General features: G+C 61.4%; 7 protein-coding genes and 2 pseudogenes. 6 read left to right on the plus strand and 3 right to left on the minus strand.

The annotated features are described in order from the left end of the window. Nucleotides 1-182: 182 nt before the first annotated feature. Nucleotides 183-671 (plus strand): DUF2165 family protein, encoded by a 489-nt coding sequence (locus tag ACVWVP_RS07400; RefSeq protein ID WP_178918622.1) that lies wholly within the window; start codon nucleotides 183-185, stop codon nucleotides 669-671. A 77-nt stretch (nucleotides 672-748) separates the two neighbouring features. On the opposite strand, the gene putP is transcribed toward ACVWVP_RS07400, so the two are convergent. After that, nucleotides 749-2,233, minus strand: a complete 1,485-nt coding sequence (gene putP / locus ACVWVP_RS07405) for a sodium/proline symporter PutP (RefSeq protein ID WP_178918621.1) — start codon at nucleotides 2,231-2,233, stop codon at nucleotides 749-751. Between the two features lie 461 nt (nucleotides 2,234-2,694). On the opposite strand from putP, the gene putA reads away from it, so the two are divergent. Further along, nucleotides 2,695-6,648: a trifunctional transcriptional regulator/proline dehydrogenase/L-glutamate gamma-semialdehyde dehydrogenase gene (gene putA, locus ACVWVP_RS07410; protein WP_457405030.1), complete on the plus strand. Its 3,954-nt coding sequence runs from the start codon at nucleotides 2,695-2,697 to the stop codon at nucleotides 6,646-6,648. Nucleotides 6,649-6,875: 227 nt separating this feature from the next. Beyond that, on the plus strand, nucleotides 6,876-8,678 hold the full coding sequence (locus tag ACVWVP_RS07415) for an acyl-CoA dehydrogenase (protein WP_457405032.1): 1,803 nt from the start codon (nucleotides 6,876-6,878) through the stop codon (nucleotides 8,676-8,678). Here the strand turns inward: ACVWVP_RS07415 and ACVWVP_RS07420 are convergent. After that, a complete protein-coding gene (locus tag ACVWVP_RS07420) occupies nucleotides 8,675-8,968 on the minus strand; it encodes a cell division protein ZapA (RefSeq protein WP_176997197.1) in 294 nt (97 codons plus the stop codon). The genes ACVWVP_RS07415 and ACVWVP_RS07420 overlap by 4 nt on opposite strands. Next, nucleotides 8,965-9,195: a hypothetical protein gene (locus ACVWVP_RS07425; protein ID WP_176997198.1), complete on the minus strand. Its 231-nt coding sequence runs from the start codon at nucleotides 9,193-9,195 to the stop codon at nucleotides 8,965-8,967. The genes ACVWVP_RS07420 and ACVWVP_RS07425 overlap by 4 nt, the downstream gene beginning before the upstream one ends. A gap of 343 nt (nucleotides 9,196-9,538) precedes the next feature. On the opposite strand from ACVWVP_RS07425, the pseudogene ACVWVP_RS07430 reads away from it, so the two are divergent. From ACVWVP_RS07430 to ACVWVP_RS07440, 3 genes and pseudogenes are all read left to right on the plus strand, one after another. After that, a pseudogene (locus ACVWVP_RS07430) lies at nucleotides 9,539-10,195 on the plus strand (MCP four helix bundle domain-containing protein); the annotation flags it as partial. 303 nt (nucleotides 10,196-10,498) lie between these two features. Next, nucleotides 10,499-11,098 (plus strand): annotated as a pseudogene (locus ACVWVP_RS07435) (methyl-accepting chemotaxis protein); the annotation flags it as partial. A gap of 233 nt (nucleotides 11,099-11,331) precedes the next feature. Then, nucleotides 11,332-13,074: a potassium/proton antiporter gene (locus ACVWVP_RS07440; protein ID WP_176997200.1), complete on the plus strand. Its 1,743-nt coding sequence runs from the start codon at nucleotides 11,332-11,334 to the stop codon at nucleotides 13,072-13,074. Nucleotides 13,075-13,102: the final 28 nt, after the last annotated feature.

Consider the following 13,102-nt stretch of genomic DNA (forward strand, 5'->3'; position numbering starts at 1 on the left):
GTTTCTCTGCGAAGGGTGGGCGACCGATTCTGCGCCAGCTTTGCCCGGGCCTGAGCGGGCTGCTGGAAAATCAGTTGCGTCCTACGTTTGGAGTGCCTAATTCTTCATGTGCGAGGCGTCGTAGACACCTCGACGCCGTGCTAGCGTAACTGCCCCTCTTCGCACAATTGCCGGTAAAGAACATGGGTACACGCTACGCAAAAATCACACTGGTCCTCGCCCTTGCCGCCTTCGCCAGCCTGGTGGCGTTCAACAACATCACCGACTACGGCTCCAACTTTGCCTTCGTCAAACATGTGTTGAGCATGGACACCACGTTTCCCGGCAACGCCGCCATGTACCGCGCCATCACCACGCCCTGGCTGTGGCACGGCGCCTACGGCCTGATCATCCTCGGTGAAGCTCTCACTGCGCTGATGCTCTCTTGGGGTGCGTTGGCGTTGTGGCGCACCCGCCAAGGCAGCGCTGCCGAATTCAACCGTGCCAAGGTACGCGCCACCACCGGCCTCGCCCTCGGCTTCGTGGTGTGGTTTTTCGGTTTCATGGTGGTGGGCGGTGAATGGTTCTTGATGTGGCAGTCCCACCAATGGAATGGCCAGGAAGCGGCCTTCAAGTTCTACATGGCGATTGTGGGCGTGCTGATCTTTCTCAACCAGCCGGACACGGATTGAACCGACCATAAAAAAGGCCCGCCATCCGTAGGATGCGGGCCTTTTTTTCAACTCAACGGACGCTCGGCGCCCGAGGATTACTTGTTGAGGTTGTAGTCTTTTTCCGCAGCATCAAAACGCGCAACCATGCCTGCCGTCGGCGCGCCCAGCTTGCTCACGAAGTAGATCGCCAGGCTGGCAAAGATGAAGCCCGGGATGATTTCGTACAGCCCCAACAGGCTGAAGTGTTTCCACACGATCACAGTGATCGCACCCACCAGGATGCCGGCCAATGCGCCGTTGCGGGTCATGCCTTTCCAGATCACCGAGATCAGGACGACAGGGCCGAAGGCCGCACCAAAACCGGCCCAGGCGTAGCTCACCAGGCCCAGGACGCGGTTGTCCGGGTTGGCAGCCATGGCGATGGCGATCAGGGCAACCACCAGCACCATCGCACGGCCGACCCATACCAGCTCAAGCTGGGAGGCATTCTTGCGCAGGAAGGTTTTGTAGAAGTCTTCGGTCAGCGCACTGGAGCACACCAGCAGCTGGCAGCTCAAGGTGCTCATCACGGCAGCCAGGATGGCCGACAGTAGCACGCCGGCGATCCATGGGTTGAACAGCAGCTTGGCCAACTCGATGAACACACGCTCGTGGTTTTCGGTGACCGGGCCCGCCACTTCCGGATGGGCCGAGAAGTAGGCGATACCGAAGAAACCCACCGCGACGGTGCCGCCCAGGCACAGGATCATCCAGGTCATGGAAATGCGACGTGCATTGGCGATCGACTTCACCGAATCCGCCGCCATGAAACGCGCCAGGATGTGCGGCTGGCCGAAGTAACCCAGGCCCCAGCCCATCAGCGAGATGATGCCGATGAAGGTGGTGTTCTTCAGCATGTTGAAGTTGTCGGGGTTCTTGGCTTCGATGGCCAGGAACGTGGTGTCGACGCCACCAGTGGCCAGCAGCACGATGATCGGCGTGAGGATCAGCGCGAAGATCATCAGGGTGGCTTGTACGGTGTCGGTCCAGCTAACGGCCAGGAAACCACCGACAAAGGTGTAGGCAATCGTCGCCGCAGCGCCGGCCCACAGCGCCGTTTCGTAGGACATGCCGAAGGTGCTTTCGAACAGGCGGGCACCGGCCACGATGCCCGAAGCGCAGTAGATGGTGAAGAACACCAGGATCACGACGGCGGAGATGATCCGCAACAGGCCGCTTTTATCTTCGAAACGGCTGGAGAAGTAATCCGGCAGTGTCAGGGCGTCGCCGTTGTGCTCGGTCTGCACCCGCAGGCGACCGGCAACAAACAGCCAGTTGAGGTAGGCACCGACGATCAGGCCGATGGCGATCCAGCTTTCCGACAGGCCGGACATGTAGATCGCGCCCGGCAAGCCCATCAACAACCAGCCACTCATGTCGGAAGCGCCGGCGGACAAGGCCGTCACCACGCTGCCGAGGCTGCGACCGCCCAGGATGTAATCGGAAAGGTTGTTGGTGGAGCGATAGGCCATGAAGCCGATCAGCACCATTGCTGCGATATAGATCACGAACGTGATCAGGGTTGGATTACTAACGCTCATAAGAGTGACGCCCTGGCTTTGTTTTTATGTAGCAGCGGTCTGTGAGACGGCCACCCACTGGAAGTAGGTAGACGTAACGGTGTGCCGCGCATTTATGACTGACGTTTCCCCAGGAAAGCCGTCAGCCGATGAACCGGCTCGTTGAGTCGGTTGCACCTAGGGCGCGAATGCTATTCAACAAAGCAAATAAGGTGCAACCAGTTTCGTGAGAATAAGTTGCACCTTGATGTGAAATACAGCAAACACCCCGTTTTTTGCTCCTTTTCGGAGCAAGAACAGCCGATCTCAGAAGTAAATGCACCAAGGCAGAGCGGAATCCGTCGACCTCGCATTATTTTCCCGATCACGATCAAAAATTTCCTGAATAAAAAGGGTTGCACCCGGTTGCACCTCCTCATGGGCAAAGCTAATCTTGCCGCCAGCAGATGCCACTCGGTAGTGGCACCCATGAGGATAAGAAAATGGCGACAACCACCCTTGGGGTCAAACTCGACGACCCGACCCGCGAGCGCCTGAAAGCTGCCGCGGCCTCCATTGATCGCACGCCCCACTGGCTGATCAAGCAGGCGATTTTCAATTACCTGGAGAAACTCGAGGGTGGTGCAACCCTGACCGAGCTCAACGGTTTGAGCACCAAGGACGCCGACGACGCAGGCGAAGTCCAGACCGACCACGCCCACCAGTGCTTCCTTGAGTTCGCCGAAAGCATCCTGCCGCAATCCGTGTTGCGCGCCTCGATCACCGCCGCTTACCGCCGCCCCGAGCCGGAAGTGGTACCGATGCTGATCGAACAAGCCCGTCTGCCGGCACCGATGGCCGAAGCCACCAACAAGCTGGCCGCCTCGATCGCCGAAAAACTGCGTAACCAGAAAAGTGCTGGCGGCCGTGCCGGTATTGTTCAGGGCCTGCTGCAAGAATTCTCCCTGTCGTCCCAGGAAGGCGTGGCACTGATGTGCCTGGCCGAGGCGCTGTTGCGCATCCCGGACAAAGGCACCCGCGACGCACTGATCCGCGACAAGATCAGCACCGGCAACTGGCAGCCGCACCTGGGCAACAGCCCGTCGCTGTTCGTCAACGCCGCCACGTGGGGCCTGCTGCTGACCGGCAAATTGGTCGCCACCCACAATGAAGCCGGCCTGACATCGTCCCTGAGCCGCATCATTGGCAAGAGCGGCGAGCCGATGATCCGCAAGGGCGTCGACATGGCCATGCGCCTGATGGGCGAGCAGTTCGTCACCGGTGAAACCATCGCCGAAGCCTTGGCCAACGCGAGCAAGTTCGAAGCCAAGGGCTTCCGCTATTCCTACGACATGCTCGGTGAAGCTGCACTTACCGAACACGACGCACAGAAATACCTGGCCTCGTACGAACAAGCCATTCACTCCATCGGCAAAGCGTCCCACGGCCGTGGGATTTATGAAGGCCCGGGCATCTCCATCAAGCTGTCGGCATTGCACCCACGCTACAGCCGCGCGCAGTACGAACGCGTGATGGATGAGCTGTACCCACGCCTGCTGTCCCTGACCCTGCTGGCCAAGCAATACGACATCGGTTTGAACATCGACGCCGAAGAGGCCGACCGCCTGGAGCTGTCCCTGGACCTGCTCGAGCGCCTGTGCTTCGAGCCGCAACTGACCGGCTGGAACGGCATCGGTTTCGTGATCCAGGCCTACCAGAAGCGCTGCCCATATGTGATCGACTACGTCATCGACCTGGCGCGCCGCAGCCGTCATCGCCTGATGATCCGCCTGGTAAAAGGCGCGTACTGGGACAGCGAAATCAAGCGCGCCCAGGTCGAAGGCCTGGAAGGCTACCCGGTGTACACCCGCAAGGTGTACACCGACGTGTCCTACATCGCCTGTGCACGCAAACTGCTGTCGGTGCCGGAAGTCATCTACCCGCAGTTCGCCACGCACAATGCCCACACCTTGTCGGCCATCTACCATATTGCCGGCCAGAACTATTACCCCGGCCAGTACGAGTTCCAATGCCTGCACGGCATGGGTGAACCGTTGTACGAGCAGGTTGTAGGCAAGGTCTCCGATGGCAAGCTGAACCGTCCGTGCCGCGTGTACGCTCCGGTCGGCACCCACGAAACCCTGCTGGCTTACCTGGTGCGTCGCCTGCTGGAAAACGGCGCGAACACCTCGTTCGTCAACCGTATCGCCGACCAGTCCATCTCGATCCAGGAGCTGGTGGCCGACCCGGTGGCCAGCATCGAACACATGGCCACGCTGGAAGGTGGCTTCGGCCTGCCGCACCCACGCATCCCGTTGCCGCGTGACCTCTACGGCAGCGACCGCGCCAACTCGGCCGGTATCGACCTGGCCAATGAACATCGCCTGGCGTCGCTGTCCTGTGCCTTGCTGGCCACCGCTCACAACAACTGGAAAGCCGCGCCAATGCTCGGTTGCGCCTCCAGCGAGCAACCGCCGGCACCGGTACTGAACCCGTCCGACCTGCGTGATGTAGTCGGCCACGTGCAAGAAGCCACCGTTCAAGACGTCGACAACGCTATCCAGTGCGCCATCAGCGCCGGCCCGATCTGGCAGGCCACCCCGCCCGCCGAGCGCGCCGCGATCCTCGAACGCGCCGCCGACCTGATGGAAGGTGAGATTCAGCCATTGATGGGCCTGCTGGCTCGCGAAGCTGGCAAGACCTTCGCCAATGCCATCGCCGAAGTGCGCGAAGCCGTGGATTTCCTGCGCTACTACGCAGTGCAGGCACGCAACGATTTCACCAACGATGCCCATCGCCCACTGGGCCCGGTGGTCTGCATCAGCCCGTGGAACTTCCCGCTGGCCATCTTCAGCGGTCAGGTTGCCGCTGCGCTGGCCGCCGGCAACCCGGTATTGGCCAAGCCTGCCGAGCAGACTCCGCTGGTCGCCGCACAAGCCGTGCGCATCCTGCTGGAGGCCGGCATTCCGGAAGGCGTGCTGCAACTGCTGCCGGGCCAGGGCGAAACCGTCGGTGCCCGCCTGGTCGGCGATGATCGCGTCAAAGGCGTGATGTTCACTGGCTCCACCGAAGTGGCTCGCCTGCTGCAACGCAATGTCGCCGGCCGCCTGGATGCCCAGGGCCGCCCGATCCCGCTGATCGCCGAAACCGGCGGTCAGAACGCGATGATCGTCGACTCCTCGGCGCTGACCGAGCAAGTGGTCATCGACGTGGTGTCCTCGGCCTTCGACAGCGCCGGCCAACGTTGCTCGGCCCTGCGTGTACTGTGCCTGCAGGAAGATTCGGCAGATCGTGTCATCGAAATGCTCAAGGGCGCCATGGCTGAATGCCGCCTGGGCAACCCGGAGCGCCTGTCGGTCGATATCGGCCCGGTGATCGACGCCGAGGCCAAGGCTGGCATCGAGAAACACATCCAGGCCATGCGCGACAAAGGCCGCAACGTTTATCAAGTTGCGATTGCCGACGGTGAAGAGATCAAGCGCGGCACCTTCGTGATGCCCACCTTGATCGAACTGGAAAGCTTCGACGAACTGCAACGGGAGATCTTCGGCCCGGTGCTGCACGTGGTGCGCTACAAGCGCAAAGAGATCGACCAGCTTATCGGCCAGATCAATGCGTCGGGCTACGGCCTGACCTTGGGTGTGCACACCCGCATCGACGAGACCATCGCCAAGGTGATCGACAACGTCAACGCCGGCAACGTCTACGTGAACCGCAACATCGTGGGTGCCGTGGTGGGCGTGCAACCGTTCGGCGGCGAAGGCCTGTCGGGTACCGGCCCGAAAGCCGGTGGCCCGCTGTACCTGTACCGCCTGCTGTCGACGCGTCCTACGGATGCCATCGAGCAATCCTTCGTCCGTGGCGATGCATTGGCCGCACCGGATGTGCGCCTGCGTGACGCCATGAGCCAACCGCTGACCGCCCTGAAAACCTGGGCCGACAGCAATAAGTTCAGCGACCTGAGCACCCTGTGCAGCCAGTTCGCCGCACAGTCGCAAAGCGGGATCACCCGCCAACTCGCCGGCCCGACCGGCGAGCGCAACAGCTACGCCATCCTGCCCCGCGAGCACGTGCTGTGCCTGGCGGAAGTGGAAGGCGATCTGCTGACGCAACTGGCGGCGGTATTGGCCGTGGGGGGGTCGGCAGTATGGCCGGAGACTGACCTGACCAAGGCCTTGTTCCCACGTCTGCCTAAAGAGATTCAGGCGAAGATCAAGCGCGTGGCCGACTGGACCAAGGACGACGTGGTGTTCGATGCGGTTCTGCACCACGGCGATTCCGATCAATTGCGCGCGGTGTGCCAGCAAGTGGCACAGCGTGGTGGTGCGATTGTCGGGGTGCATGGTTTGTCCCAAGGCGAGACAGCGATCGCGCTGGAGCGTTTGGTGATCGAACGTGCGTTGAGCGTCAACACCGCTGCAGCAGGCGGTAACGCCAGCCTGATGACCATCGGCTAACTGTAAAAACGCGGTAAACCCTGTGGGAGCTGGCTTGCCTGCGATAGCGGTGGGTCAGCGACAGAGATGTCGACTGGCACTGCCTCATCGCAGGCAAGCCCGCTCCCACATTTACTGCTCCCTGCCTCCCATCCGCGTTTTGCCCCTCCATCACCCAGATCAATCTTGCTATCCAGCCTCTATTCGCGCACTTAGACTCGGCCCTATTCCCACATAGGTAAGCCGCCATGTCCGAGACGCTGCTCAGTTCCCGCAATCTGGCTTTCGAGCTGTACGAAGTCCTCGATGCCGAGGGCCTGACCCGGCGCGAGCGGTTTGCCGAGCACAATCGCGAGACCTTCGATGCGGCCATCAGCACGGCGCGCAGCATCGCGGAAAAGTACTTCGCACCGCATAACCGCAAAAATGACGAGAACGAACCGCGCTTCGAGGATGGCAAGGCGGTCCTCATCCCTGAAGTGAAACCCGCCGTGGATGCCTTCCTCGAAGCCGGTTTCCTCAACGCTGCCCGCAGTTTCGAAGCCGGTGGCATGCAGTTGCCAACCTTGTTGTCCCAGGCCTGCTTCGCGCATTTCCAGTCGGCGAACGCCGCGTCCACGTCCTACCCCTTCCTGACCATGGGCGCCGCCAACCTGATCGAAAGCTTCGGCACCGACGATCAGAAACAACGCTTCCTGCAACCGATGATCGACGGCCGTTTCTTCGGCACCATGGCGCTCACCGAACCCCATGCGGGCTCGTCACTGTCGGATATTCGTACACGCGCAGAACCCGCGGCTGACGGCACTTATCGTCTCAAGGGCAACAAGATCTTCATCTCGGGTGGCGACCACCCGCTGTCGGAAAACATCGTGCACATGGTGCTGGCCAAACTGCCGGATGCGCCGCCCGGGGTCAAAGGCATCTCGCTGTTTATCGTGCCCAAGTTCCTGGTTAACGACGACGGCAGCCTGGGCGCACGCAACGATGTGTTGCTGGCGGGCCTGTTCCACAAGATGGGCTGGCGCGGCACCACGTCCACCGCGCTGAACTTCGGTGATAACGGCAACTGCGTCGGCTACTTGGTAGGCAAGCCGCACCAAGGCTTGAGCTGCATGTTCCAGATGATGAATGAGGCGCGCATTGGCGTGGGCATGGGCGCGGTAATGCTCGGCTACGCCGGCTACCTCTATTCACTGGAGTACGCCCGCGAACGCCCACAAGGCCGCCTGCCTGACAGCAAAGACCCTACTACGGCACCGGTCTCGATCATTCAGCACGCCGACATCAAACGCATGCTGCTGACCCAAAAAGCCTACGTCGAAGGCGCTTTCGACCTGGGCCTGTACGCCGCGCGCCTGTTCGACGACACCACCACACTCGAGACCGAAGCCGAACGCAAGCAAGCCCACGAACTGCTGGACCTGCTCACCCCTATCGTCAAATCCTGGCCGTCGGAGTTTTGCCTCAAGGCCAACGAGCTGGCGATCCAGATCCTCGGCGGCCATGGCTACACCCGCGAATACCCGGTGGAACAGTATTACCGCGACAACCGCCTGAACCCGATTCATGAAGGCACTCACGGCATTCAATCCCTGGACTTGCTGGGGCGCAAACTGGCACAGAACGGCGGCGCAGGCTTGAAGCAACTGATCAGGCTGATCGCCGAAACCGGCGCCCGCGCCCAGGAATACCCGAGCCTCACCACGCTGAGGGAACCGCTGGAACAGTTGGTCAACCGCCTGCAAAGCGTCACCCTCGGTCTGCTGACGGACCTGGCCCACGGCAAGGTCAACAGCAGCCTGGCGAACTCGGCGTTGTACTTGAAGGTATTCGGGCACACGGTGATCGGCTGGCGCTGGCTGGAGCAGGCGATCCGCGCCGAAGAAGGGCTGGCCAAGGGCAATGCGGCCGACGTGGCCTTCTATAAGGGCAAGCTCCAGGCCGCCCGCTACTTCCTGACCTGGGAAGTACCGGGCTGCCATCATGAACTGGCGATTCTGGAGGCACGCGACGATACGTGCCTGGGGATGCAGGATGATTGGTTCTAAGGCTGTCCGATCGCCTTGGAAATCACATCGACCGTGGCGCTGACTTGCTCTTGGTAACGGTCGAGTTCCTGTTGGTGAGCCTGTTGCATTTCGATCTGCTCGGCGCACAGGTTCAGCGCGGCCAGTACCAATAATTTGTCACCGATCAGCGTCGGGTACTTTTTCTTGGTGGTGGCCAGGGAGGCCTTGAGCATGGTCACGGCGTGCATCAGGGTCAGTTCTTCCCCGGCTGGCGCCTTGATCGAGTAATCCTCTCCGAGAATCGAAACGACCTTTATCCCTTCGTTCATGCGCTGACAGGCCCTGCACTCACGCGCTCAACCAGCGCCTGGATGCGCGCGGCGGTGGCGCTGTGCTTTTCTTCCTGCTCCATCAGGTTCAATTGCAGGCTGTCGTTTTCATCCTTGGCACGGGCCAGTTCGGCCTTGAGGGATTCGTTGCTGCCCAGCAGGTCCTGATTCTGCTGTACCAGGTCGCTGACCAGTTGTTCCAATTGGCTGAGGGATGCTTCTAACATTTTGATTTCTCGGGCTTTTTCAAAGGGCGGTGACGATAAAGAAAATTCACCTCGGATGCCAGGGTTATCCCCGGCGCACAGCCCGTTTTTTAAGGGCCGGGCCGTACTTTCGAGCCTTAGTGACTGCATTTACCGGATCTGGTTCCTGAATCCGCCCAACCCCTCGTCAGATGCGACAAAAGCGCGCGCCCCCTTAAGACTTTAGTCGTATGGCCGATACGACATGCACACCCCGTCTCATGGCCGCACGGATCGCGCTTCTCCCCAGGATTCCCGCATGTCACTTCGTAATATGAATATCGCCCCGAGGGCCTTCCTCGGCTTCGCGTTTATTGGTGCGTTGATGTTGTTTCTCGGTGTTTTCGCCCTGAACCAGATGAGCAAGATCCGCGCCGCCACCGAAGACATCACCCTGACCAGCGTGCCCAGCATTCGCGCCCTCGACGAGTTCACCCAACTGACCCTGCGCCTGCGGGTGCTGTCGTACCGCTTGCTGACCAACCGCGAACCGGACGTTCAGCAAAAGACCCTGGAAGCCTTCGATATGCGCAACCAGCAGATACGTACTGCCCAGGGCATCTACGAGAAGCTGATCGACAGCAGCGAAGAGCGCGCGACCTACGATGAATACGTGCGCCTGCTCGGCCAATACCATCAGATCGAAGCACGCATGAAGAGCCTGTCCCAGGCCAATCAAGTTGAAGAACTGCGCGCCTTGCTCAACAGCGAACTGCTGGCCAACTCCGAGCAGGTCAACGCTGTGCTGACGCGCTTGGTGGACATCAATAACAAGATGGCCAACGCCACCAACCAGCAAGCCGAAGACCAGTACAACATGGCCTTTGACCTGGTCGTGGGCCTGCTGATTGTTGCCACCGTGCTGACACTGCTGTTCGCCTGGCTGCTGACTCGTAGCATTACCCAGCCCATCTCCCAGGCGCTTGAAGCGGCGGAAGAAGTCGCCGAAGGTAACCTGACCCGTCCGATCAAGGTCGATGGCAACGATGAGGCCGGCCGCCTGCTCGCCGCCATGGCCAAGATGCAGGACAAGCTGCGCGACACCCTGCAACGCATCGCAGGTTCCGCCACGCAACTGGCGTCTGCCGCTGAAGAGCTGAACGCGGTCACCGACGAAAGCGCCCGGGGCCTGACCCAGCAGAACAATGAAATCGAACAGGCCGCCACCGCCGTCAACGAGATGACCAGCGCTGTCGAAGAAGTCGCACGCAACGCAGTGAGCACCTCCGAGGCATCGCGCAACGCCACCACCTCCGCCGGCGACGGTCGCGACCTGGTGCAGGAAACCGTCAGCGCGATCGAGCGCATGAGCGGCGATGTGCAAGCCACCGCGACCTTGATTGGCGACCTGGCCAACGAATCCCGCGATATCGGCAAAGTGCTGGATGTGATTCGCGGCCTGGCCGACCAGACCAACCTGCTGGCCCTCAACGCCGCCATTGAAGCGGCCCGCGCCGGTGAAGCCGGCCGTGGGTTTGCCGTGGTGGCCGACGAGGTCCGTGCACTGGCCCATCGCACCCAGCAGTCCACCAGCGAAATCGAGCGGATGATCGGCAGCATCCAGGCCGGCACCGAACACGCGGTGGACTCGATGCGCAACAGCACCGAGCGTGCGGAATCGACGTTGAACATCGCCAAAGGTGCAGGGATGTCCCTAGACACCATCAACACGGCCATTGTCGAGATCAACGAACGCAACCTGGTCATCGCCAGCGCGGCCGAAGAGCAGGCCCAGGTAGCGCGGGAAGTGGACCGCAACCTGGTGAACATCCGCGACCTGTCGGTGCAGTCGGCCACCGGCGCCAGCCAGACCAGCGCGGCGAGCAGCGAGTTGTCGCGCCTGGCGGTGGACCTGAACGGGATGGTCGGACGCTTCCGCCTCTAACTGACACACCTCGGTCAAAAATGTGGGAGCGGGCTTGCTCGCGAATACGGTGTTTCAGTCAGCATATTTCTAGCTGATGTACCGCATTCGCGAGCAAGCCCGCTCCCACATTGGATCTACACGAATCAGAAAAAGCTTTTTGACAGCGCAGCAATTCAACAGGTTAGAATCGCTGGCACGCAGACTGCATGGTCAGTTTGCGTCTCGTCCTTATTGCTCATGGAGTACTGCCTTTGAATGCGACGACCATCAACAGCCTGTTCTTGATCGGCGCGTTGCTGGTGGGTGCGAGCATTCTGGTGAGTTCTCTTTCGTCCCGCCTGGGGATCCCGATCCTGGTGATCATCCTGGCCGTGGGCATGGTCGCCGGCGTCGACGGCGGCGGCATCATCTTCGACAACTACCCGACCGCCTACCTGGTGGGCAACCTCGCACTGGCCGTGATCCTACTCGACGGTGGCCTGCGCACACGGGTGGCGAGTTTCCGCGTAGCACTCTGGCCGGCGTTGTCGCTGGCCACGGTGGGAGTATTGATTACCACCGGCCTCACCGGCATGGCCGCCGCCTGGTTGTTCAACCTCAATATCATCCAGGGCCTGCTGATCGGCGCCATCGTCGGCTCCACGGACGCCGCGGCGGTGTTCTCGTTGCTCGGCGGCAAGGGCCTGAACGAACGGGTCACCGCCAGCCTGGAAATCGAGTCCGGCAGCAACGACCCGATGGCGGTGTTCCTTACTGTCACCCTCATCGACATGCTCGCCAGCGGCCAGACCGGCCTGCACTGGAGCCTGCTGACCCACCTGGTGCGCGAGTTCGGCATTGGGGGCATCGTCGGCCTGGGCGGCGGCTGGCTGATGCTGCAGATGGTCAACCGCATCAACCTGGCCACCGGCCTGTACCCGATCCTGGTGATCGCCGGCGGCCTGGTGGTGTTCGCGCTGACCAACGCCCTGCACGGCAGCGGCTTCCTCGCCGTGTACCTGTGCGGCCTGGTGATCGGCAACCGCCCGGTGCGCAGCCGCCACGGCATTCTGCATATGCTCGACGGCATGGCCTGGCTGGCACAGATCGGCATGTTTTTGGTGCTGGGCCTGCTGGTCACGCCCCATGACCTGCTGCCGATTGCCCTGCCGGCGCTGGGCCTGGCGCTGTGGATGATCCTATTTGCGCGGCCGCTGTCGGTGATGGTCGGCCTGCTGCCGTTCAAGGCGTTCCACGGTCGCGAAAAAGCCTTTATCGCCTGGGTCGGCCTGCGCGGTGCGGTCCCGATCATTTTGGCGGTGTTCCCGCTGATGGCCGGCCTGCCCCACGCACAGCTGTACTTCAACCTGGCGTTCTTTATCGTGCTGGTCTCCCTGCTGGTGCAAGGCACCAGCCTGCCGTGGGTGGCCAAGCTGCTGAAAGTGACCGTACCGCCAGACCCGGCGCCGATCTCCCGCGCAGCCCTGGAAGTGCACGTCACCAGCGAGTGGGAGCTGTTCGTCTACCGCCTGGGTGCGGAAAAATGGTGCATCGGTGCGGCCCTGCGCGAGCTGAAAATGCCCGAAGGCACGCGGATCGCGGCACTGTTTCGTGGCCAGCAACTGCTCCATCCGTCGGGTAGTACGGTGCTGGAAGTCGGCGATTTGCTCTGCGTGATCGGCCACGAACACAACCTGCCGGCCCTGGGCAAACTGTTCAGCCAGGCCCCGCAACGGGGTCTGGACCTGCGCTTCTTCGGCGACTTCGTACTCGAAGGCGACGCCCAGCTGGGCGCGGTTTCAGCCTTATACGGCTTGAAGCTGGAGGGCATCGACCCGGACATGCCATTGAGCAGTTTCATTACCCAGAAAGTCGGCGGCGCGCCCATCGTCGGCGACCAGGTGGAATGGAACAACACCATCTGGACCGTCGCGGTCATGGACGGGAACAAGATCGGCAAAGTCGGCGTCAGATTCCCCGAAGGAAGTCGCCCGGGCCCCGGACTCTTCCTCTAAACTGCGGAGCGACAATTCGCTCCCTTTT

The sequence above is a fragment of the Pseudomonas sp. TE24901 genome (assembly GCF_054058375.1).

Excerpts from the sequence above, each read along its gene's own strand:
- ACVWVP_RS07400 (WP_178918622.1), top strand. The coding sequence starts at position 183 with ATGGGTACACGCTACGCAAAAATCACACTGGTCCTCGCCCTTGCCGCC.
- putP (WP_178918621.1), bottom strand. The coding sequence starts at position 2,233 with ATGAGCGTTAGTAATCCAACCCTGATCACGTTCGTGATCTATATCGCA.
- putA (WP_457405030.1), top strand. The coding sequence starts at position 2,695 with ATGGCGACAACCACCCTTGGGGTCAAACTCGACGACCCGACCCGCGAG.
- ACVWVP_RS07415 (WP_457405032.1), top strand. The coding sequence starts at position 6,876 with ATGTCCGAGACGCTGCTCAGTTCCCGCAATCTGGCTTTCGAGCTGTAC.
- ACVWVP_RS07420 (WP_176997197.1), bottom strand. The coding sequence starts at position 8,968 with ATGAACGAAGGGATAAAGGTCGTTTCGATTCTCGGAGAGGATTACTCG.
- ACVWVP_RS07425 (WP_176997198.1), bottom strand. The coding sequence starts at position 9,195 with ATGTTAGAAGCATCCCTCAGCCAATTGGAACAACTGGTCAGCGACCTG.